Raw genomic sequence first — 23,748 nt, 5'->3', positions numbered from 1 at the left:
TTATTAAGCAGTTTAGAATAACGGCTTACCCCCCATCTATTAAGAAGATACTCGAAAATTAAGATGAATATATTTGAAAGTCAGCTGTGGAAGAAATTATTAACAATCGTCAAACCTTACTGGTACCCTTAGAACCTTTCAGGTACAAACATAACGAACAACAAATAAACCGCAAGACCTAGCGTCACCAATCCTAATAATCCCAAAGCCCAAGATTGGGTTCGGGATAGGGTTTGAGCGGTGGCGGCGTAAACTACAGGCGCAACTACAAGATTAAAGCACATTGCACCGAACAGATACACCGGTAATTTTTGCCTCCGCCATTCAGACAAGATTTCGATGACTGCTTCTTTTGTTTGAGCAGAAATTTTATGTGAGGACATTGGGTGGTGGTTAGTGGTTGGGGGTTAGTGGTTAGTGGTTAGTAGGGTGCGTTGGGAAGCTAGCCCATGACGCACCACCGCGCAACATTTTAAGCTACACACGCTACTAAAATTTAGTCAAAAGAGTTTAACCCAATTGAGTGCTGTATGCGCTAAAGCCGTAAGCCAAAGTTTCTCTCATAGACGCTGATGAGGGTTTGATACGACTGTTAATTGCTTTAGCAAAAGGAACTCGGATGCCTTTGATGGTTTCCGGTATAATAGCATACTCTTGTGTGGGTTCCACAGTGTATTGCGGGCACTTCACTTTTAACCCAGAAGCAGTTAACATCTCTTGAATTTCAGCCGCAGTGTATTGTCTGAGATACACTGGGTTTTTCGCAGGGCTTAGGCTTCTTATAAAATTATGAATTTTATGAGAGGGACAAGCTTTATTGTGGAAGGAATGATTGAAAACAAAAACTCCACCTGGTTTGAGTACGCGAGATATTTCTACCATAAGGGTTCTAATTTGCGCTTCTGGTATATGCATAAATACGCAATTAGAAATAACTAAGTCTACAGAATTATCTTTTAGAGGCAATAGTTCAGCCGATGCACAAATAATATGGAATTCTGCTCCAGGGAAAAAATCATATTCCTGTTTGCACTTGAGCAAACGTCGCAATAGAGGCTCAGAAATGTCGATACCGTAATATTTCCGACATTGCAAGTTCTTTTCTTTTGATAGGAATAATGGGATGCGACCATAACCAGAACCCAGTTCAAGAATAGAATCAACAGATTTGTTGAGGGGAAATTTAGTCCAGGTACCGCCCGGTCTTCCTGTTAGAAGAGTGTAATCTTGTTTGAGTGGCGATGTCTCTTCTGCTTGCTCAATCTTTTGGGAACCATAGTAGGTTTTGCCAATTCTGTCCCATCTTTGTTTGTGTTCTGTACTGTTCAAATCCTCGTAGTCTTTGGGAAAATAAATGCCATCCCTAAGTTGAAAGTCATTGAAACTGATTTTGGCATTTACTGATGGACTCATTCTGATTGCTCCTAACCAAGGCATAATATGTTCTCGGTTATACTCCGAAGTCAATATTACCCGCAAGTACGTTTCCAGCGATAGCTTTTGCCTTAGATTTAGCTTGTCAGTATTTTCACAATAAAACCTCACTATACCCCCTAATTTTATTAGCGGGAAGATGTCAAACTGGATTTTAGACAAAAACGGAGGCGGGTATGGCAGAAGTGGCACATGGTAAACGGGTGGTAGTTGTTGGTGCGGGTTGGGCTGGTTTAGGAGCAACCTACCACTTGGCAAAGCAAGGGTACAACGTGACACTTCTGGAAGCTGGTTCCTATCCTGGTGGATTGGTGGCTGGTTGGAAAACATCAGCAGGACGTTCCGTAGAAGCGGGTATTCACGGCTTTTGGTATCCATACAGAAATATCTTTGCTTTAATAAATGAACTGGGAATTAACCCCTTTACCACCTGGACTCGTTCATCACAATACTCGCCCTATGGGTTAGAAGTTGAATCGCCAATTTTTCAGGATTTGCCGCGACTCCCAACACCGTTGGGAACCTTTCTCTACACCCAATTTAAACGATTGCCACTTATTGACCGTGCTAGCGCCCTACCCTTACTTTACTCCGTTATTGATTTTGATAACTCTGATGAAGCGTGGCGGCGATATGATTTTGTCACAGCCCGCGAACTGTTATCTGTGCGTCCAAGTTTGTCCTACCAATGTTTTTGATTCTGTACCCAATCAACCACCTTCAATTGCTAGAAAAGAAGACTGTCAAACTTGTTTCGTATGTGAGGCATATTGTCCTGCTGATGCACTCTATGTTGCCCCTGAATCTCATACCGATGTTACAGTCAATGAGGATGATTTAATTGAAAGTGGCATAATGGGAGAATATCGTCGCATATTAGGGTGGGGATATGGCAGAAAAAATAATAGTGAATTGGATACAGCTCATAAACTTCGCCATTTGCCGCGCCCCTATCAAAGTTGAGCAGTTCTTTTAACACTCATTGGCTCTTTCTAAATGATTAGTGGAATTTTTGAAAATTGCATTGGCACAATAGATGCTACCACCACCCTGAAATATTGGGCTGAGTTTGGTTATCGGCAAATTCAGCAGGGGCAATTGAGTGCAAAGCAAGCAGAGGTATTGTATCAGCATTCAGCAGAGTTAACTTCATGGCGATTGCAAAATGGCGATTCTGCAACACACGGCTTGGTGCGGGTAATGTTATGGACGCAACTACGTAACTCGGGTTTAGAGAAAACATTGCCGATGGTTGTGGGAAGTCGTTGGTTTGCTTCCCTCACGCAAGATATTTATACCCTTGCTGATGCTTTTACTGATGACAACGCTAACGGTAGTGATTGGGTTTATACCGAACCAATCCGTGCTATTGAAGGTTTTGGCAATCAAGGGACAGGCTTGTACGATCGCTTTGTTGGTGTGCGAGAAATGTTCGTCATTGGTAGGGAAACACGGCAAGCTTTTTTTCAAAGATACAACTATACTCGTCCCGGTTATGGAGCGATCGCTCTTAATTCTCCCTTAAAAGTTAGCGAAGGAACTCACTCGAGTTTAGTGAATAACGACCATCATTTGACTTCTTTTTACACAGAAGTTTTTGGACTTATACCTAGTGAAATCAATGGTAAGCGTTCGGGCTATCAAAATCCCTCAACACGGCAAACATTAATGCTTGAAGAAGGCCAAGAGTTTTATCTATCGGCGTTTTCTTCCCCAAAAGACATTGCAGGCGTCTTGCAAATTTATACTCCCTCTTACTCTACACCAGATCGACGGGAATGCTCCCAACCAGGTTCGCAAGGTTTGAGCTTATTCACATATCAAGTTGAAAATATTCAAGACTTTCACCAACGTGTCTCTAATAGCAACGCTACCCATGTTACACCCATTGTCAAGAATGAGTTTAACGAACCTTCATTTGGGTTAGTAGCACCTGATGGTTTTTACTGGGTGATTGTTGGTTAGATAGTCGTTATGAACAAACTGCGGTCAGAGCTTTAGATGATTTAAATTTTTTGATATACCGCAAGGTTACCAGCTTCTCTAACGAGACAGAATCACGAATGAGGGGTTATGGAAGAGGTAGGGGACATCATACCCCATACCTCAAGCGATCGCATATTAATGAAAGGAGAAAATCAAGTAGTTAGAATTTATGAAGAAGTTGACTCAATTTATACTGAAACAGCAAATCGTGGAGCTGTTTCGAGTGTACTAGTTACTACCGTTCTGTGACTGCCAAAACAGGTATTCAAGTATTTGGTTGATGTTTGCTTGCATTTCTTGTATGTCATTCGCTGAATGTAGTGCTATACACTTAAAGTTGTCTGCTTGTTTGTTTAGATTTATTTAGTGAGGTGATTTAAGCCAAATCTTACTTCCATACACACCGCCATAATTATTGAGAAACAGAACAGACACCGGGGGTTATGGAAACTGACCGGGCTGCTTGAGGTACAGAGGCAACCAACACAATATTGCCATCTGCAGTTTTTACCCAGCTAGATGCTTCGATAATTTCCTCATTCTCAGGATCTTGTTGTCCTCCAATCTCCTTGTCTCCTTCCCCAGTCACACCAAAAGTAGAACTTTCAGAATCTAAAGTCGCTAAGACATTCAAGTCTGCTTTACCAGCCAATGGTTCGAGGGGATTGGGGGGGAAGCTACCGCGTCCCGTGACAGTAAAAGAACCAGCTATTTGCTTGCTACCAAGACTGCAGCGAGTATCAATTTGTGTAGAGGCATCAACTAAATTGACAGGAAGCTCTACTAATTCTAGTTTGGGGTCAACATCAAGTACATTCAATGCCACATCTCCAGTGGCTACAATGTCACTCTCTGGGGTTGGTTGTTGTCGAAATTGAGTGCCAAAAATTCCTCGTGCATTAATTCTGATGTTGCTTCCAGGACTTCGCCCAAAGCCAGTCGCTACAATGTCACTATTTTCACTAGGAAGCGCAACTAAAAATTGAGTGTTGATGTTGATATTGCCATCCAGCCCAGCAGTTTGAGTAGTCCCACTAATTGCAGATATTTTGCTGTTACGACGCAATAGCAGTAAATTTCCTGCTTCTAGCCTAATGTCTCCACCTCTACCAGATACCGATTCCGCCGTGAGTGTTCCCCCATCGGACAAATTGATAGCAAAAGCCCTCATCTCTAAGTTACCAGCATCGCCTACTCCCAGGTTGCTTACTGTCGCCACCGACCGATCTGTTACATTTACTTTTCGAGCTACAATGCTCAAATTTCCAGCATTTCCTTTTCCTAAACTGCTAACAGTAACTAGAGCGCCATTGCTTAAAGATAAAGAATCAGTTGTTAATTGAATATTACCCGCATTCCCTACGCCAGTAGATTCTACTGTACTGTAGGCACCGCTGAATTGTTTACTGTTACCGATACCGTCAAATCTAATAGCGTCACGAGCATCAATAATGATATCGCCACCATTTCCCTGTCCTAATGTACCAACATTAATTTGAGCACCATTAGTTACAAAAAGTGACCCAGTTTTTATCCCGATATTCCCTCCTCTACCAGTAGACCCTCCAGCAGATAGAAAGCTTCTAGCACCACTTGGAAGTCCATTACTACTTACACCATCAAAATTAACAACATCACGGGCATTAATGGTGATATTACCCGCGTTGGCTTGCCCAAAGCTAGATAGCGTACCACCATTTGTCAAAGAGAGGGTTCCTCCAGTTGTCAGTTGAATATCACCTCCATTGCCTTGATTTCCTATGCTGGTTGCACCGCTTTGCAAATCGTTACTACCTACTCCATCAAAGCTAATTGTATCGCTGACATCAATAGTAATGTCGCCACCATCTCCTCGCCCAAAACTGTTTGCATTAAGCAGACCCCCATTTCTTAGGAACAGTGCTTTTGCATTGATGCGAAGATTTCCACCTTTGCCTACGCCACTACCTCCAACTGTACTGCTAGCTGCGCTGGAGAAGCTATTTTCTTCACGAGTTGCCAAATGGCTCTTTCCCGTACCTTCAAAAAGTACTGTATCCTGGGCATTGATTGTGATATTGCCGCCATTTCCCTGCCCAAATGTATCAGCATTAATTTGAGCCCCATTAGTCACAAAAAGTGACCCAGTTGTCAGTCGAATTTCTCCCCCGTTGCCTATGCCAGTAGTTAAGAACCTGCTTTGAATGCCTCCAATCGCAATGTTATCTATGCCATCCAATTTAACAGTATCACGGGCATTAATGGTGATATTGCCTGCGTCACCTAGCCCAGCAACGTTGGCAGATATGTTACCACCATTAGTTAATAAAAGCGCTCCGGTTGTTATCTGGATATTTCCTCCTATACCCCTACCCGATGGAAACACCGAACTGCTAGCATAACTACCACTGTCAAAGGCGATCGCATCACGAGCATCAATCGTCATATTACCTGCATTACCTCTGCCTGAAGTGCTGCTACTGATAAAAGCTCCATTAGTTACCCTGAGAGAACCTGTTGAGATCGCAATGTCTCCCGCTTGTCCCTCACCCGTGGAACCGAAAGCACTAATAATCCGACTAAATATTTCATTATGCCTACCATCTAAGGCGATCGTTTCGCTGGCTTTGATGTTAATATTACCTGCATTCCCTTGTCCTTGTACTTGAGAGTTGAGTTCAGAACCTTGTATGAGAGATACAGACTTTGCTTGGATATCGATGTCACCGCCATTGCCAACACTAGAAATTCCCACAGAACTGTAAATACTGCTATTTTGAAGGGAAACTGAATCAACAACCTGAACGGATATATTACCTGCATTCCCCTGACCGGAATTGTCCGCTCTAACTATAGCATTATCAATCAAAGATAGCGAACCCGCCCTGATATTAATGTTACCGCTATTACCTACTGCACCAGTTCCTACAGAGCTAAAAAAGCCACTACTAAACCCATTTTTCTGCCCAGTGATATTTACCTGACCAAGAACATCAATGTTGATATTGCCCGTAACTCCACGACCTGCAGGTAAGTCGGAATTACCACTACGCAATAAAGTTTGCAGTTGAGTGCCATCTTTTAAGGTGAGTGAAAAAGCAGCCACGTTAATATTACCAACATTGCCGATTCCTCCTGATTCCACGTTGCTGTAAATATAGCTATTTGAGAGCAAAATGGAATCCCTAGCTCGTATGAAGATACTGCCCGCACTCCCTCGACCAGAGATGCTAGCATCCAAAAAAGCACCATCGGTTAAGGACACCGAGCCAGCCGCGATATTAATATTACCGCCGTTACCTAATGCTTCTGATTGTACGCCACTGAGAATTGCACTGCCGAGTCCGTCTCGGTCTACTCCTGCTATAGTCAGGCGATCGCGAATGTTAAGATTAACGTTACCACCATCCCCCTGCCCAAAGTTATTGGTATTTAGAGCACTGCCATCAAGCAATGTCAGCGAACCAGTCGTGATATTAATATTGCCACTATTCCCAATAGATGTTGGTTGGGGAACATTGGCAATAAAGCTGGTGTTGGTTAGAGTTGTTGTCCCTGTGGCATTGATGTTAATATCTCCTGCTTTGCTTTGAGGCGTACCCAATCCCCTATCTATCCCCGCCCTGACTTTACTTTCTCCTCCAAGAGTAAGGTTTTGAGCATTGATAGCAATACTACCACCATCCGCGCCACGGACATTTACCTCGGCTGCATTCGTCAGGGAGATATCGGCGCGAGGGGCTTCATTATTAACACCCAGGCTTAAGATGTTATCTGTTAAATTTAGCCCGATCGCTCCCGGTGCTGCCAATCCTGCTAGCTCAATGCGACCACCGTAAGTCCTCAAGGAACCACCATCAATATTGATATTGCCACCCACAAGCAATAAACTCTTACCATCTGGAACTCTTAAACCTGTAACGTTTTCACCTGCAGGATTGACACCTGCACTTGCTACAGATTGATTGGTGATTGCTTTTGGGTTAAGTTGATTAAATAAAAACGCTGAGGGATTAACAGTGAGTAATGGTGGTGCTTCTGGATTTGTAGCGCTAAAAACGCCCTGTTCTCCAAAGCGAAAGGTGTTTGCAGTTGTTCCTACAAACGATCCACCGACATCCAACCGTGCATTCGGACCAAACAAAATTCCATTGGGATTGAGCAAGAACAGATTTGCACTTCCCTCAACTCCCAAAGTTCCAAAAATATTTGAACCTTGTTCACCTGTTACCCGTGTCAGAATATTTTTTACGCCAATAGGATTGACAAAATAGACCCTTTGTCCATCACTGACGTTGAATTGACTGAAGCTGTGAAAGAGGTTACTTCCACGTTGAGCACCACCAGAGATACTATCTCCTGTTGCACCTTGAATTTGAACGTTAGGGTTAATCAGAGAGCTTTCTGCGCCCATAGTATTGTCAGGAATAATTTGGGCGGAAACAGATGTTCCTGTTAGTACAAGCGGGCTGCAGAAAACGAACAGCTGTAGCCAATCCTGTCGTAATGTCATTGTTATCTAAATATCTGGAGACTTGTATTAATGTTCAAAATATAGAGGATTTGACTAGAGATGTTGTCCTGAATTTTTTCAATCTTAATATTAAGAATGTCAGTCAGTCCTACCTGTACAAATACCCAGAAGTAAAAATTAGGATTACGAGAGCGCCAGCGCAAACGTAGATAGCGTCGTCAAGTTGAGATGCGCTTCGGTTATAAATGCAATTTTTTATATCCTACGTGCAGGCTGCTGTTGAAAACCTGGACAGACTCCCAGCAGTGGTTCGGGTTAATTCTTTGTCAAGCTCAATCAGGGACTTCCAAGTAAAAAAGTCTCCTGGCATCTCCTGTCTTGTGGTACGGGCGAGATGCCCGTTAGTAGATAGTAGTACGTCTCGCCCATCAATGGCTATAGGATAGAGGGCAGCTATGTTCCCTCTCCTGTGACAGAACAATAATTTTACTTTTTTTTCTTTATTATCTATCTACAGTATGAAGTATTATACTCAATATCTAGATAGTAAAGTCAGTACTTTACAACAAAGATCCATATCTGTCCTCTACTCAAAGCCTTATTCTGTAAAAAAACTTAATCCCTCTAGGTAACTATGGAAGCAGTTTGGAATGCCATAAAAGGTATCAATTACTCCGGTATCCTCATTACCAAAATTGTGACTGTGCTCGTTATCTTGACACTAGCACAGGTATTGAGACGGCTTATTGTTGGAATCGTTCTAAAAGCTATTGAGCGTTTAACTGAGAGAACCAAAAGTTCACTTGATGATGAGTTGGTTAAAGTTGTTAATGTCCAAAATGGTATTATAACTATTGAAATAGATTGATGGCTGAAAGCTGATAGCTGACGGCTGAAAACCAAAAAGCAATGATGTTATACACAAAACTATGCTGAAAATATTAATTATGACAGGAATGGCTGTTTGTACTTCATTCATTTATCACTTTCCTGTTCAGGCTCAATCTCAATATGATTCGGAGGGTGGAAAATTAGAAACCAGGTTTCTTCAAGAAGATAAGCGAAACAAATTAGAAACCCGGTTTCTTGGAGAAACTGGGTTTCTGGAACCTCAACTATCTTTAACTCTTGAAGAAAACATATTAATAGCCCAAAACCTAGCGGGAATAGAACGAGAAATACCCCTTCAAGAAGTACCCCCTCCGGTGATGGCTTCAGCAAAGACAGTCTCAGGTGCTGACTTTAACTTAGCCCGAACTGAACTGAAGCCAGATGGTTCCCTCTTCTACAAAGTTAGAGGAAAAAACCAACAAGGTTTTGAAGTAGAAGTACAAGTGACTTCCAGTGGAAATATTATTCAAGTTGATGAGCAAATAGATGCTAGTGCAGTTCCTGAGACTGTTATCAAAGCTCTAAAAAGATGGACAGCTGATGCTCAGATTATCAGTACTTGGCGGAGCACCCGACTTGGAGAATTTGTCTATCAATTTGTCATTCCAGATTTTTGGTTAGAAGTCCCTACGGATGCAAATAAAGTCATCATTTACCGAAGAATACGTTAGGAATTGAAACCAAGAAAGATAACAATATGTGCTTTGATAATACAGAGCTATGAAGACATTGACAATCAGTAACTGGCAAAGAGTTATTGTTGCTACAGTAACATTAACAACAATTGCTTTCACCACTAATTCTACGGCTGCTGAATTACTAAGGGGGGCTGGGGATTCTTTTGCGGAACCTCTTTATCAACGTTACAGCAAAGAATATGAGCAGCAAACAGGTGAAAAGTTTAAATATACTGTTGTTGGCATTAGTGGTGGTATTCGGTTATTTGCTAATAAATCTATAGACTTTGCTGGTACTAGCTTAATCCCTACCCCGATTGAGCAAAATCAAATAGAGGACGGTTTGCTGATGGTACCAACTGGGGGAGGTTCGATAGCTATTGTATACAATTTGAAAAATGCAAGCGTTGATGTTAAGTTACCGCGTGAGACCTTAGCAAAAATATTTACAGGTCAGATTAGCAATTGGCAACAAGTTAATCCTCGCTTTCCTAACAGAAAGATTCAAGTTGTAGTGAACGCTGAGAGTAGCGGTACTAGCTTTGTTCTTACTAAATATTTACGAGAAATTACTGATGGCAAAATAGAGGCTAGCAGGAAACCGAATTGGGGATTTCGAGTCTTCGCAGCTTTTCCTGAAGATAGTGCAATAGCTGGAGAAGTGCGAAGAGTAGATGGGGCTATTGGCTATGTCCAAACTAGTTTTGCGCGTAAAAACAATCTGTCTACAGCTAAGATTGAAAATCGGGCTGGTCGTTACGTTGCACCAACTTTAACAGAAACAGAAAAAGCTCTCGCTAATATCAAGTTTAACGATGACTTTAAGACTGAAGACATCATCGATCCAAAAGATGGGTACCCTTTGGTGAGTTTGAGTTGGTTACTATTTCATAAAATATATCCTAATGAAGCTCTTGTTCAAAGCAATAGGAATCTATTGATATGGATTCTAACTGAGGGTCAAAAATTGAATCGGGAGTTAGAATACACCAAAATCCCCGACGATATTACCAAGAAAATAGTTGAAACTGCCAAGAATGAAATGAGGGTTCGTCCTTTCTAAATTGTCTATTGTTTAATTTGGAAAAAAACAAAATATGAATAAATTGGGTGTGTTATCATCACTAACATCAGTCATACTTGGTTATAACTTGTTAATATTACATCCAGTTTGGGCGCAAGCTAATCCTACAGATACCTCAGCATCGTTTCAGCCTGACCAAACAATCTCTGAAGCTACTCCCCAATTCCAACTGTATAGTCAATCACGACCGCCTTCAGAGCAATTTAGCAATGACGTTATAAATGTCGAACAATTGCGAGATGTTAGTCCTGGGGATTGGGCTTATGATGCGCTGCGAAACTTGATAGAACAATATCGTTGTATTCCTGCTTCTGCGTCAGGAGTTTTCGAGGGTAATCGTGCGCTGAGTCGTTACGAATTTGCAGATATTCTAAATAATTGTTTGCAAAAATTTGGACGTCAAATTTATAGTTTGGAAAATAGATTTGTTAGTCAAGAAGACTTAGCAGTTATCCAAAGGCTCCAAGAAGAATTTGCTACAGAACGGAAAACACTTTCTAGTCGAATAGACAACTTAGAACAAGAAGTAAGCTTTATCAAAGAGAATCAGTTTAGCACGACTACAGTTCTCCAGGGTGTAGTAGATTTGAATTTAATTAACGCTTTTGGAGACGAAAAGGCAGCTTCTAGGGGTCAAAATTCTACAGAAGACATAAATGAAAATTTTACCCTATCAGCACAGGTAATTCTTAACTTCGATACCAGTTTTACAGGAAAAGACCGCTTACGGACTAACATTATTGCAGGGAACGTTAACGGTTTCGGCAGTGATGTCACTGGTACAAATATGACTCAGATATCAGGAGCCATTGATACTAACAACGATGTCAGGCTAGGCTCACTCTTTTATGAATTTCCCCTAGGAGATCGGGGGATAGTTGCGATCGCACCTACTGCAGACTTTCCCACACGTATTTTTCCTCCTCTTAATCCTGTTAGTTCATTTTCCAATTTTGGTGCACAAAGTCCTATCTACTCATTTGCTTTTGGTACGGGTGGGATAATCTACTATAATTTCACAGACCAATTTGCTGGTGGTGTGAGTTACTTAACTTCTTCTGGCAGCAATCCAGGTGAAGGATTATTTAACGGTCAATATACCCTGTTAACTCAGTTAACCTATACTCCATCTGACAAATTAGGAATTGCTTTTACCTACGGTCGTTACTATGCTCCAGAACCAGGTTCAACCATTAATGTCACTGGGAATAAGGGTAGCATATTCGCTCAATTACCATTTGGTGGCAGTACGGCGACTTCCTCCAACGCTTTTGGCTTACAATTCACTTACAAATTGAGCGATAAATTGACTCTAGGAGGTTGGACTAGCTATTTTAACGCTCGAGCTGAAGGTCCACCCAGTCTTAGTAGTATTAACGGCTCCCAAGGTTCTCACGCAGATATTTGGAGTTGGGCGATTACCGCATCCTTAGTAGATTTAGGCAAATTAGGTAGTCAGTTAAGTTTTGTCTTTGGTATGCCTCCAAAGGTAACAAGTAATGATATTTTCGAGCGAGCAGACGAGGATACTTCTTTACACGTGGAGCTATCCTATCGCTACCCGGTGAATGACAGAATCTTTATCACTCCTGGGTTTTTGCTCATTACTAATCCAGAACATAATGCAGCAAACGATACAATTTGGATTGGATTGATGCGAACCTTCTTTACATTTTAGACTTGAGAAAGTCATGCACAACTTGTTCCACAGGACGAGATTGATTGTACCGAGGAATTGGTTGACTGGATCGAGGCTCAAGACTGAGTACGATTGCAAAAACTTCCACCATCTTCACTATTTCAGCAATGGCGTTGAGACGGTTCAGAGAGACTTGATAGAATCACAACTCCAGTTATAGCGATCGCCAACGCTGATAAAATAGCATTGCCTAAATAGCCAACTTGTGCATAAACAACCCCTGCAATAACACCACCAAGCCCACCGCCAATCTGCCCGATCGCTACCACCAAACTCATCAGAGAACCGCGACGATAATCGGGAACCAGAGCAGTGAGGAGTGCTTGCAGTGGGCTCAATCGCAAAGCAAGGAGCATCATAGTAAAAAAGAAAACAACGTAAGCAGACAACATATCAAACACAACGAAAGGAGTCACTGCAAACAAAACCGCAGAAACCAAACAAGAGCCAACAATGACAGGTTTGCGACCAATGCGATCGGACCAGCGACCTGCTTGGGGTCCAAAGACGATGTTAGCAAGCCCTCCCACCATAAAAAGCATTGCAGTTGCAGTGGGTTCTATTCCAATTTCCTTTTCCAGCCAAGTAGGGAAGAAGACAACAAAGGTTGAGACTGCAAACAACATAGTTGCATAAGCAAACCCCGCACTCACAACCGTTGGCTCCCGTAACAGTTCCCGGTAACCTTTGAGGGCATTCTTAACAGACAAGCGTTCCCCAGAGCGTTTGGTTGGCGGTTGCGGTATAACAGTAAACACTAGCAAAAAAGAGACTGCCGCAACGATCGCAAACAGCAAGAAAGGGGCGCGAAAGCCGTATCGCTCAGCCAAAATTGTCCCCATTGGGATACCGACAACTTGTCCAAATGCAAAGCCGCTCATCACCCACCCATTTGCCCATCCACGGCGCTCGTAGGGAAAGTAATCTCCCACATAGGCAACTGCGACACCCGTTAAAATACCTCCAGATACACCAGCACCGATACGAACGCAAAGCAATGAGATAAAATCGTTGGCAAACCCGTGCATTGCTAGCATCACCGCCATTGAACTCGTTCCTGCTAAAAGTACGGGTCGTCTTCCCAAACGGTCGGAAATAGGGCCAATGACGATCGCAAACGCACTCAAAGCGATCGCATAGCCAGTCACTAAAGTTCCTTGCAACGCTTCAGAAATTCCCAAGGCTTCACCAATGCGTGGGAGGATGGGAGCAACAATTGTCGCTTGAGAACTTGAAGCTAGAACCATCAGCCACAATGCCAAAAGAACTAGCACAACCGGAGGCTGGCGTTTGCCCTGGTTCATTCCCCAACCTCCCGTTGCAGCTCGCTTAATAGATAACCGTAAGTTTGCAATTGGGTAGAACGGGAGAAGCGAAACTGAATCATAGAAAGGAGGCGATCTCGTATCATCTTATAAGTCAGGGGATGATTGAACATTTGTACAATTTTAGATGCCATTGTAGCGGTATCCCCTATCTCGGAGAGTACTTTCTCAGGTAAATCTGTTCCCAGTTCCGCTATGACTTCTTCTAATCCCCCACAATAAGTACCAACCACGGGTACACCACATGCCATTGCTTCGAGTGCAGCCAAACAAAACGACTCAGACTCACTTGTTACCAGTAAAATATCGCTGACACCGAGCCAGTGGACGAGTTGGTTTGGGGAAGCCGCGCCCAAAAACACCACCTCATTTGCAACATTTAATTCCAAGGCATACTCGCGAACCCGTGCAGCCAGAGGACCATCTCCAACCATGAAAAGTTGGGCGTTGACACCTGCTCCCCGGACGCGAGCCAAGACTTCAATCGCATCTAGAGGTCGCTTGACAGAACGAAAGTTAGATACGTGACACAAATTCAGACATTTAGAGCGTGGCGCAACTTCCATCCGAAAGGGGCGAAAGACTTCGACATCGACAGAATTGTGGATGACTGTTGGGCGCTTTTGCAGACGTAAAATCTCAACGGCTCTATCTGCCAGCCAATAAGAAACAGCAGTCACGCGATCGCACTTTGCAATGCACTCTCGTAATTGAACACCATAGTTCACATCGCGTCCAAACCCAGTGACGTCACTTCCGTGTAGCGTCAGGCAAACTGATAAATTTTGATTGCGGGCTGCTAGCTCCTGGCGAGCAAGTAAGGCGGCTTCAACCAGCCCCACCGCATAATGCACATTCAAAACCTTAATTTTGTGAGCTTCAACCTGAGCAATAATTTCACCAGCTAAAGGCAAAATCCAACTGGGGTCTGGGGCAGTAGGTGTCCTTGGAGCCTTCACCGGTACGTAATGAAGCAATGGATCGCGATCGGCTCCCCACTGGGGCTCGGGGCTAGTGAGTACAAACACCTTAGCCCCTGCAACAGCCAGCCCTTTGGCAACTTCTGTTGCTACTTTGCCGCTTCCTCCCAAACCACCCAGGGATAAAAACCCTACCTGTAGCGAGGGGAGATTTGGGGTAATTTCATATGCAGAGCTATTGAAGCGTTGAGCAATGTGAGTAACAGTGGCAAATGACGACTTCATGAGCTTGTTTGTGAATGGTGGACGGTAAGCAATCGTGTCTCATTGCAATCGGGACACGAGATAGGCATAAGGTGTGATACGATTGAAAAATCGTGTGTTGCGATGAGTTCGGCAATGCTCAAATGGCGTTCTTGAGGTTTACCTTTAGGGCTTATACAGGCAAAGGCAGTCACACCAGAGGCATTCTGTCGCCGCCCTTCGCGTATGTAGGTGCGTTCTAGGTTAGCTAACGCTTGAGTCAGGGTTCCCAAATTACGAGTGGGAGGCAAACCGCTACGGCTGCCGGATCTCTGCAAATCAGAGCACATGGTTGCAATCAGTGGAGGTAAGTCAGCCTTGGCTCGTGCAAGTGCTTCCAATGGACGTTTTGCTCCCCAAGATTTCAGAACCAACTCAGCTTTAGATAGCCATTGCTCGATACCGTGTTTTAGGGCAATTGCCCCATCTCCCACAAATTGACCTTCTATAGCTGATGTTCGTAATGCAAAACATTGCCTTTGCAACCCATTTAACTCGTCACAAATCAGACGAACCGATTCGGTTAAACCACCCCGCCCTAACTTGCTGCTTGCGTCATCACCGGACAATAATGCGATCGCACCACCTGCACTTTCCAGTTGTTTGGATGTGGTATTATCTAAGACTACGAACGAGGGGCGTGCAACAATCGCGGGCATGGGAATTCCTGCCCAGCTATAAACCTCCCGGAGTTGAGCAAAGTATTGCTGCTCGGTGGGTCCCGCCACATAAGCAAGAGTTGGCAAGACAGCATCTTGGCAGATTGGACGTAAGAGGGCGCTTGGGGTAAACCTTTCGGGCTGTTCCTCCAGAAAGTTTTGTGCTGCATTCTCAGTCAGATGAACATTGCTATTTTGCAATGCAAAGCCTCCCTTAGCCAAACGCAAGCGTCGCCGAGTACCGTCAGCATCAACATAGAACATCTGAAGCACATCGCGGTCGGTTGGGATGGTTTCGCAACGCCCTTCAGCAGCTAGGGCTTGACGTGCGCGGTCAAGGGCTTGACCAGAGCGTTGAGTTCCGAAGAGTTCGCGAGCAATCAAACCGCGAGCGAGTTCGGCAAACTCACGAGTAGACGGATCGAGGACGATGAGCCCTAATTGATTTGTCAAAAAGCTCAACCACCGGGCAAAGGCTTCTGCAAAGGTGGCATCTGGACGGTACGCATTCCTGAGTGCAACAAGGGCTTCTCGACCATAAGGAAGCTCTTTAAGTGTTTGTTCCATCTCCGTCAACAGAGTATGAATGCCTTCTCCCAAGAATATTGTTCCCACTGGACGCTGAGCTACAGGCAAGCCTAGACTGAGTGTTTTTAGTTCAGCTTGATTGGCTAAAACCTCGACTTGCTGCACTTCTTCAAGGTCGTGGTCGTAGCTTGCCATCCAAAACACGGGGACAGAGGGAATCCCCTGTTCTGTTAACTCGCGAGCTAATTGAACAGCACCGAGTGCTTTGTAGAGGGTGTAAACGGGTCCACCAAAAATACCCACTTGCTGTCCGGTAACGATCGCAACTGTTTGACGGCTGCAAAGTTTTTCAATGTTGTTGAGGGTTTCCTGAGATGACCCCCAGCGCTCAGCCTGTCGCCGCAACAGATTGGCTAAAGCCTCTCTAGGATAACAACGTTGATGTATGGTTCTGTATGTAGAAAGCCAATCTCTAGCAATGCCAAGCCTATGAACTTTTTGGTGAGAGGGCAATACCGCTGCCGTGAGATGAGTCTGGCGACATCGCGCCTGCAAAACTTGCACAGTCTCAAAGCTTGCACTAGGCTTTTCTGATTTTAAGCATGCAATCGAGCGTTGAGTTGAATAGCCCTGTGTCTCGTAAGCATACAAGGCTTTGAGCTTTCGCTGGCGATCGATTTCAATGCGAAGAATATTGGCACCAGAGTGATGGGAGGGAATCATTGCATGGTGCTCCTCAATTGCCCAAGGGAGCAAGTTTGGAGCATCCGGAATGATAAATCCAGGGTCGGCTGCTAGGTGAAAGGCAACTAATGCAGCGACTCCCAGCCCCAGATGATGACCGTGGAGCGAGTAGTTTGGATCGACCTCTGGATGCAGCGTTAAGAGTACCCGTGGACGATGGTAACGGATGCTGCGAACGACGAGGGCTAGGGTCGAATCGAGCCCCCAAATTCGCAGTGCATCAGCTGCTGTGGTTGGTTGGGTTCGAGAGCGATCGCGATATTTACCGAAATCAAGCAGTCCCAAGCACTCAACCCGTTCAATATTCAAACTAGCGGCTGCACGGCGCAACTCCAAAGCCCGTTGCTCCACTAGCGTTGACTGCTCGCCACCCCGCCCAGCTGCACCATCCGTTCCTACTACCAGTCGAACCCGGTGTTTTGCTTCGGTTAAGGCTGCAATTGTCCCCCCTGTATAGATGGATTCATCATCGGGGTGAGGCATGAGCACCAATACATCACATTCTGGCATTCCCTGACGTGCTGACTCCGCTGTGGCTCTAGGCAATGGTAGGTCTTTTGGTACCACTTCACCCATACCCAGTTGGGTTCGCAATCTATCGACTAGCTCTTGATTTTCGCTACGGATTCTGCTTAGGTCGCCAATCCACTCTGTAGAGAGGGTACCTGTCATTAGGGGCTGACTTACAATATCAAGCAAACGAGAGCGATCGACACAGACAGTGCGATCGATTTCCCGCAAAACGGCTGGTAGTGTTGCTGCAGGTTCAGGACAGCGTGCTACAATCCGCTGGTACACCACAGGGTCATGGGAATTGCCCCCATCATAATAAGCTACAAATGGTTCGTGGTCTAACAAAGTCAAACCAAGCTGCTGTAGCATATGCTCAACGGCAATCGGATGGTGGGGATGTGCGGCTGCACTAAACTTTCGCGATTGGGGAGGAATATAGGTAAATGCCAACAGCCCACCTGTCGCCAGTACCCATCTCAACTCTGTTAATGTTTGTTCCAAATCTTCAGCAAAGTGAAGCGCTCCACAGCTAAGCACCACATCAAAGCTCTGAGGCTGCAAACCCGTTTCCGCAAGTGGTTTGTTGAAATCATGTTCGATGAGGGCGTGAAACTGGGGATACTTGGATTGAGCGTGATAGAGCATTTGTGGCGATATATCTAGTCCAGTGACACAAGCTCCTATCTCTAGATATGGGACACTTGTTTGCCCGGTACCAACGCCAACATCAAGCACGCGCAAAAATCCCGCAGGAGGTGCATAATGCGTCACAGCTTCCAGTAGAAATTGTGGTGCTGTCCATCCAAAACTTGCGGTGCGCTCATCATAGGATTGAGCCCAGGCATCATAGCGATCGCGAGGAGCAATTGTGACATGAGATGGAATGCTTTGGGTCATCTCGATAGCTTCTTTCATAGAAAGGTTGCATTCTTGAGATTGGTAAAGTGATTGAACGCAAAAACCAAATTCTTGACTCCGGATTTGTGTCACAAATTGAGTCAATACAGTAAGGCGTTAACGCTCAGAGAAAGTTCCTTAAGAACCTTTAAGCTCTTGCTATTTTTAGTTTGATGAGTGAATATGACAACAAAATGTCAAGTGCCACAAACAACATGGTAGCAAACTCTCTTTATCCTCTCGATAGCCGTGCTTTTCTTACTATTCGAGTTAATTATGATACATATAGATATCGTAGAGGTGCTTGAAATAGCTCGTCTCTCAACTAAAAATCGGTTTCAGGAGAATGAGTGCGATCGACATCCACTTTCTAGTTGAATCCACCAAAGACTTACTGCTAAAGTTACAGTATAATTTTGTCGGGTATACATTATTACCCTTAAATTTCACATTATTTTAATTCAAATACCTACGTAGCTTGATATACAACTAAACTATCCTAGGGATTCCTGGTTACTCCAGCCACAGTCAAATACACGAGAGTGACAAATCCCTAGCGATTAGAGCCATTGACCACCAGGATCGCACGCCTGTGATTATCAAGGTTCTCATTTAATAAGAAGTTCCGGTCAAAATACAGATAGCATAACAACGGGTAGTGGCAGTTCTGAAGCACTGGATTTAACAACAGTCATCAAAGCCAATCAGGTACTGGCAGGAGAAATATTTCTAGATAATTTGCGAACTTTACCAAGCAGCCCTACAAGTCAATGCCGAACAAATTTTCCAACTTATCGAGCAAATTCCGCAAAATCATTGTGCCTTGGCTCAAAGGCTTTCAGAACTAGTGGAGAATTTCTGTTTTGATGAAATTATGGAGTTAGTGGTTAGTAGTTAGTAGTTAAATTGGTATCAACCACTATCCGCTAACCACCAACCACTAACCACTACCTATCCTTAGACTTGAGTAACATCTTCCTGATTTAACTGCTGCTCGACGTTGCTAATAGCAGCATTTAAACCAGCGAGTTTAGTCTCCAAATCATCTCGCATAGTCTTGAGGAATTTTAGCTTGCGCTCAAGGCGGGTTTTACGAGAGACCGTTTCGCCACTGTAGCAAGAGTTGTTATACCAAAAAGAAAACGGAAACATAGTTCGCCTTTTTAAAAATAACCATATTTAAATTGTGACTAAATTCGAGGTGAGATTGGGTCAATCAAAATGGGGGAAAACCGTCCTGAGGAATGGGGGTTTCGATTTTTAATAAGTATTAATACTAAAAACTTTTCAACAAAATAGCTTAGGCTCTTCAGTACTTGTTAGTTTAGCATAACAAGTACTGAAGACCCATAGCTTACATTAGATGAAATGCATTTGAGACACGAAAAAATACTGAAGTTTCCAATAACCATAGGGCGACTGCCTGTCAGATACTCTTTAACAACTAATCCCATTTGCATAAAAGTCTAAGATAGGCCATCATGAGTTAAATGGCTAGAATCTTTTTGTTTAAGGAGATGGGTATAAGTGGTGTGTTAGTAGCTAGTAACCCCTAGTTTTTCTAGTTTCCTATTTCAGCGATAAGGTAGCCTGTAAACCGATAGGAACGAATGTGTCGTTTAATTGTACTGTCGCTAGCAGCCAATGTATCAATTATGTCACCTTTTTGAAGCTTCAATGAAACTGTATACGTAGCGTTATCACGCTTTCCGGCAGCCTCACCACTCCAAGCACGTCCAATTTCTTCAGATAAGTTCTTCCGAAGTATAATATATACATCATCTTCTGTTCCTCCTTCAAGAAGCGAATCCTTCACAAAGGAAATAGTAAAGAAATATATTCCGGTTACTGGTATCTTGAATAATGAGGAGTTCTGCCAAGCTTCACCAAAGTTTATATGAGTTGTTGGGTATTGCAAAACATCTGGATCTCCATCCGATATGTGTGTTTTTCCACTAACACTAAAAACTATTATTTGAGGCTGCTTATTTTCCAGATTATTCACCTTAGCAATTAAACTCTCTATTTGAGATGATTTAGATTGAAACTGAGTAATTTTATTGTCAAGTTCCTGGATTTGCTGATTAATTGCGTCTAGTATTGTCATATTCTCGTTAAATTGATTCCATAATAAATGAAGTTGTCCAAATTCGAGCCAATCCTCAATAGCTTCAATTCTTAAAGCGGAGGAAGCTCCAGCAATATTCCCTCTTGCTGCACAAGCTAAATGCCACGCTTGATCTTGAAGATCGGCATAGAAGGTTTGTATAACACTAACCTTAAGACTTTTGAGTTCTTTTTCGTTGTCAAAACGTTTGAACCTACGGCACTTAAGAAGTTCATAAAGTTCACCAGTTGCTAGTTGTGGTCCTGGTACTCCTTCTATATTAAGCTCATGTTTACAAGGATCTTTATCCCAAGGCCACTGAAATATCTCTATAAATTTCAATGCATCGTTTCTAAAAGTATCGATTGTGGCAGTAAGAAGATAATCTGTTTTATCAAGAATTTCATTGGCACGATTAGCTGCTCGATCGATTAGGTCTTTTATATCCTGAATTAGCGCTTTTCTAAGTCGATCTACTTCTTTAAAAAAGGGCTGAACCAGGTCATACTCAATCTTCTGAATAATTTGCTTTACTGTTTCCCCCACATTAATAACAATATTATTAACCATTTTCTCTACTTCGTCTCTTAACTTAGAGAGACCTTGTAAAACTTGGTTAATCAAATCTCTCGCTAATTCTTTCGATTTAGACATTAGCTCACTAGCTGTATAAGATACCTCTTTAAGAAAGAGCTGCAGTTTGTCAAAGAGTGTTACAATCAGGGGATCGAGATCATCTCTTAAATCAGTATCAATTTCTACGCGAAAATCAAAAAGGCTGCTAACACTAGAAAATATCTTTTCGATCGGATATCTAAAGAGGTCACCAATATCGTCAGTTATATTGTCAATGCCATCAAATGTATTTCCAATATCATCAATTACTTCATTAATGCCACTAATTGCATCACTAAATCCGTCACTTATATCGTCAAAAAAGGACATCTTTAATTTCTTGTATTTTTATTTAGCATCTGTATCAAAACTACTTTGCAAAATTTCTGTTGCACACCGTGAAAATACTTAATATAAGGTTTTGATTTTAATATTTTCTGTTATAAATAAATATTAAAATTTATCTATAAAAAATCAAAAATAGAATTTTTTTAGTAGGGGCTTTTATTTAAATTTAGGTGACACTTTTAATGAAAGTATTCGATATGTGTTAAAAGTTTATATTAAGTTCTAGTGCTTGAAACCGCTGATGGCAAGGGTCAGGGTCGCTACGGGCGACCCCAATAGCTGGGTTATTTGCCGACGCTCGTTTCTTTGATGTAAGCAGCCGCTAAAGGTGCTAGTTTGTTCTCTAGTTCGGTGACGACAGCGCGGTCGAAGGCTGACCACTCTCGTTTCCTACCAAATACGCACGGTTGCAAAATGCCCCACAGCTCACCGTTCCAAACTAAGTGTGAGTGAATTAACGCCCTATGTCCCAAATTTTTGCGCTCAAACTCTCGGTTAACCACTTCTGGACTGGCTGTTTCTACATCTTCTACATAAACAGAGGGGTCTGTTCGCAGGGCTGCGGCAAATAGAGGGTCTTTTTCTGGGAGGGATGCTGGTTCGCTTTCCCAATCTGGTATTGTCATATCTGGAATTTCTTGGTTTCGCCGCCAGCAATAGGGAATTTTCCAAAGCTTAGTTTTTGGATTCCTGAGGTAGAGGAAACAGCGATCGCACTGCAAGACTTCCCCAAGTACGGGAAGCAAAGCAGTGAAGACTGCATCTGGTTCACTGTGTTTTTCTAGGATATCTTGAATAGCTTTTGGTAAAGTTGAGTTCAACATACAATTAATGTAAAAAAGTTTACTTTGATTTCTGACCTCTTTTTTCCGGTAGGTTGCGCGGAGGTATATCCCGACCCTGGTAAAATTCCTTCTCTAGCTTGCCCAGTCTCAACCATGCCGCCCCCAATACCAAAAACGCTATTGAAACAGCTGCTGCGTATAATGTTGTTTTGCCTTGGAAGAAAACTAGAAGCGGTATAGCTGCCCAACTGATTGCTGTCGCGATCGCAATCCCCATCCTCAGCCTTTGAATACTGGCGAGTGCTTTAGAGCAACTGGCGCACTTCACTGTATGGGAATGATATCTATCTAGCAGCTTTTCTCTTGATAAAGCTGGCGATAAGGTTTCTCCTGGAAAAGTCTCAGCATTATAATATGTTACCCATTGGCGCAACTTAGATATAAAGTAATCTGCCTTAGTTGGGAGGTAGAATGCTTTAGCAAAGTTAGGGCTACCACCAGCTTCTTCAAAATATCGTTCCTGATGGTGCAAGAAAATTTGGTCATCTTCTAAGACAGAGTTTTGCCCAATATGAGAGTACCAGCGCGGTGTCAGCTTGATAAATAAAGCAGGTATTTTAGAAGAAAACTGAAAAGGAAAACGGGCTAGGATTCGGCACTCGCCTTTACGAATGGGGGTAGCATAGACCACGGTTAAGGTTCTGCCAAATTGTTTTGACGTCAAATCGTGCCACATCAAACCCGGTGCGATAAAAGTTGTATCCTGCTGTCCTAAGGTTCCACGTCGGGGACCTTCTTTCCATAACCCTTTGAAACCCTGTCTTCCAGATTCAACCACTTCTAGTTCCACGGGTCCGGCATTTGCTCTGTTTCCTACAGAACGGTGGTGTGTGTAGGACACATGACTGGTGTCAAGCACATTCTCCAAGAGTGTGAGAGCATCGTATGGAAGGTCTCGAAAGGTATCCAAGCAGATCCACTCATCGGGAGATTCGTCTAATGCCTCAATAATGGGGACTTGGACTTTTGGCGCATTGTTTGGATTACCGGGGTAGACGAATAAAAGCCCCTGTCGAGCGATCGCAGGTAGTGATATGGCACAAGCTCTCTTAGAATTTTCTGCTTTTCTTCTCTCGACTTGTTGTGGTATGCGATCGCATTTGCCAGAGCCTGAGAACACCCAACCGTGATATGGGCATTCTAACAATCCATCCTCTGTAATTCTACCTTCAGATAGAGGTACAAGACGGTGAGGGCATCTATCCTCGAAGACAATCCAGGATTCTGTTTTTTTATCCCACCAAATAACTATATTTCTGCCAAGTAACGTCAAAGGTGTTGGCTTTGACTTATCGAGGTCTCGAACGTAATGTACTGGATACCAAGCCTCTTTCCAGTCGAATCGATCTGGGTCAATACCTCCTGCGGGAATTTGATCTATTTCGGCATCCTCTGCAATGGCTGATGTTTCGGGGTTATGAATGTCTGTCAACACCTTTTTTTCCGCCGTTTGAATTGTTATCTCAGTGGTCTTCATGATAGTTAACAATGTGTTAAGATATTCTAAGCATTTTTCATTGACGCCGTCCAATTTCCACACTAACACCATCACTATTGTGCCAATTGACGAGTGTTATCTCCTGTCTTTTTGGTTCTATGTCTTTGGATAGATATGTATTAAATTGCATGGCTGACTATGTAAATTTCAGTCAATTGGTACAGGCATCCCACACAAACCAGTTTCTGTTTCTTGGAAAGACGGAGTTTTTACTGGCATAAC

17 protein-coding genes and 1 pseudogene are annotated in these 23,748 nt (G+C 43.2%); 8 read left to right on the top strand and 10 right to left on the bottom strand.

Translation table 11 applies throughout. The annotated features are described in order from the left end of the window. Positions 1-128: 128 nt before the first annotated feature. Positions 129-383 carry a potassium-transporting ATPase subunit F gene (locus ACYRY3_RS34375; RefSeq protein WP_460206150.1) on the bottom strand — a complete coding sequence of 85 codons (255 nt, stop codon included), beginning with the start codon at positions 381-383 and terminating at the stop codon, positions 129-131. Positions 384-510: 127 nt separating this feature from the next. Continuing rightward, positions 511-1,413 carry a class I SAM-dependent methyltransferase gene (locus tag ACYRY3_RS34370; protein WP_460206149.1) on the bottom strand — a complete coding sequence of 301 codons (903 nt, stop codon included), beginning with the start codon at positions 1,411-1,413 and terminating at the stop codon, positions 511-513. A 197-nt stretch (positions 1,414-1,610) separates the two neighbouring features. Between ACYRY3_RS34370 and ACYRY3_RS34365 the strand changes: the two are divergent. From ACYRY3_RS34365 to ACYRY3_RS34350, 4 genes and pseudogenes are all read left to right on the top strand, one after another. Beyond that, positions 1,611-2,093, top strand: a pseudogene (locus tag ACYRY3_RS34365) (FAD-dependent oxidoreductase); the annotation flags it as partial. Continuing rightward, the gene (locus ACYRY3_RS34360) at positions 2,068-2,397 is read left to right on the top strand and encodes a 4Fe-4S ferredoxin (RefSeq protein ID WP_460206148.1); all 330 of its coding nucleotides are present in this window, start codon (positions 2,068-2,070) and stop codon (positions 2,395-2,397) included. The pseudogene ACYRY3_RS34365 and the gene ACYRY3_RS34360, both read left to right, overlap by 26 nt. A gap of 33 nt (positions 2,398-2,430) precedes the next feature. Then, a complete protein-coding gene (locus ACYRY3_RS34355; protein WP_460206147.1) occupies positions 2,431-3,399 on the top strand; it encodes a hypothetical protein in 969 nt (322 codons plus the stop codon). A gap of 108 nt (positions 3,400-3,507) precedes the next feature. Then, positions 3,508-3,669: a hypothetical protein gene (locus tag ACYRY3_RS34350; protein ID WP_460206146.1), complete on the top strand. Its 162-nt coding sequence runs from the start codon at positions 3,508-3,510 to the stop codon at positions 3,667-3,669. Between the two features lie 163 nt (positions 3,670-3,832). Here ACYRY3_RS34350 and ACYRY3_RS34345 read toward each other — a convergent pair whose 3' ends face one another. Then, entirely contained in the window at positions 3,833-7,912 is a 4,080-nt protein-coding gene (locus ACYRY3_RS34345; protein ID WP_460206145.1) for a two-partner secretion domain-containing protein, read from the bottom strand. A gap of 595 nt (positions 7,913-8,507) precedes the next feature. Here ACYRY3_RS34345 and ACYRY3_RS34340 point away from each other — a divergent pair. The 4 genes from ACYRY3_RS34340 (at position 8,508) to ACYRY3_RS34325 (ending at position 12,203) form a co-directional block, all read left to right on the top strand. Beyond that, positions 8,508-8,741 carry a hypothetical protein gene (locus ACYRY3_RS34340; protein ID WP_460206144.1) on the top strand — a complete coding sequence of 78 codons (234 nt, stop codon included), beginning with the start codon at positions 8,508-8,510 and terminating at the stop codon, positions 8,739-8,741. 61 nt (positions 8,742-8,802) lie between these two features. Then, a complete protein-coding gene (locus ACYRY3_RS34335) occupies positions 8,803-9,435 on the top strand; it encodes a hypothetical protein (RefSeq protein ID WP_460206143.1) in 633 nt (210 codons plus the stop codon). Positions 9,436-9,484: 49 nt separating this feature from the next. Then, a complete protein-coding gene (locus ACYRY3_RS34330) occupies positions 9,485-10,504 on the top strand; it encodes a substrate-binding domain-containing protein (RefSeq protein ID WP_460206142.1) in 1,020 nt (339 codons plus the stop codon). Between the two features lie 34 nt (positions 10,505-10,538). Next, positions 10,539-12,203: an iron uptake porin gene (locus tag ACYRY3_RS34325; RefSeq protein WP_460206141.1), complete on the top strand. Its 1,665-nt coding sequence runs from the start codon at positions 10,539-10,541 to the stop codon at positions 12,201-12,203. A gap of 122 nt (positions 12,204-12,325) precedes the next feature. On the opposite strand, the gene ACYRY3_RS34320 is transcribed toward ACYRY3_RS34325, so the two are convergent. From ACYRY3_RS34320 to ACYRY3_RS34290, 7 genes are all read right to left on the bottom strand, one after another. Continuing rightward, positions 12,326-13,528 carry an MFS transporter gene (locus ACYRY3_RS34320; RefSeq protein WP_460206140.1) on the bottom strand — a complete coding sequence of 401 codons (1,203 nt, stop codon included), beginning with the start codon at positions 13,526-13,528 and terminating at the stop codon, positions 12,326-12,328. After that, positions 13,525-14,754 (bottom strand): glycosyltransferase, encoded by a 1,230-nt coding sequence (locus ACYRY3_RS34315; RefSeq protein ID WP_460206139.1) that lies wholly within the window; start codon positions 14,752-14,754, stop codon positions 13,525-13,527. Before ACYRY3_RS34315 ends, ACYRY3_RS34320 begins: the two co-directional genes overlap by 4 nt. Then, positions 14,751-18,131, bottom strand: coding sequence for a bacillithiol biosynthesis cysteine-adding enzyme BshC (gene bshC, locus ACYRY3_RS34310; RefSeq protein ID WP_460206138.1), 3,381 nt, complete (start codon positions 18,129-18,131; stop codon positions 14,751-14,753). Before bshC ends, ACYRY3_RS34315 begins: the two co-directional genes overlap by 4 nt. 939 nt (positions 18,132-19,070) lie before the next feature. Then, on the bottom strand, positions 19,071-19,265 hold the full coding sequence (locus ACYRY3_RS34305) for a hypothetical protein (RefSeq protein ID WP_460206137.1): 195 nt from the start codon (positions 19,263-19,265) through the stop codon (positions 19,071-19,073). Positions 19,266-19,674: 409 nt separating this feature from the next. Next, the gene (locus ACYRY3_RS34300) at positions 19,675-21,165 is read right to left on the bottom strand and encodes a C1q-like domain-containing protein (protein WP_460206136.1); all 1,491 of its coding nucleotides are present in this window, start codon (positions 21,163-21,165) and stop codon (positions 19,675-19,677) included. Positions 21,166-21,467: 302 nt separating this feature from the next. Then, positions 21,468-22,007, bottom strand: a complete 540-nt coding sequence (locus ACYRY3_RS34295; protein ID WP_460206134.1) for a GAF domain-containing protein — start codon at positions 22,005-22,007, stop codon at positions 21,468-21,470. Positions 22,008-22,026: 19 nt separating this feature from the next. Next, positions 22,027-23,505: an aromatic ring-hydroxylating dioxygenase subunit alpha gene (locus ACYRY3_RS34290; protein ID WP_460206133.1), complete on the bottom strand. Its 1,479-nt coding sequence runs from the start codon at positions 23,503-23,505 to the stop codon at positions 22,027-22,029. Positions 23,506-23,748: the final 243 nt, after the last annotated feature.

This window comes from Scytonema sp. NUACC21, assembly GCF_054684315.1.
This window is presented reverse-complemented; position numbering and strand designations above follow the sequence as displayed.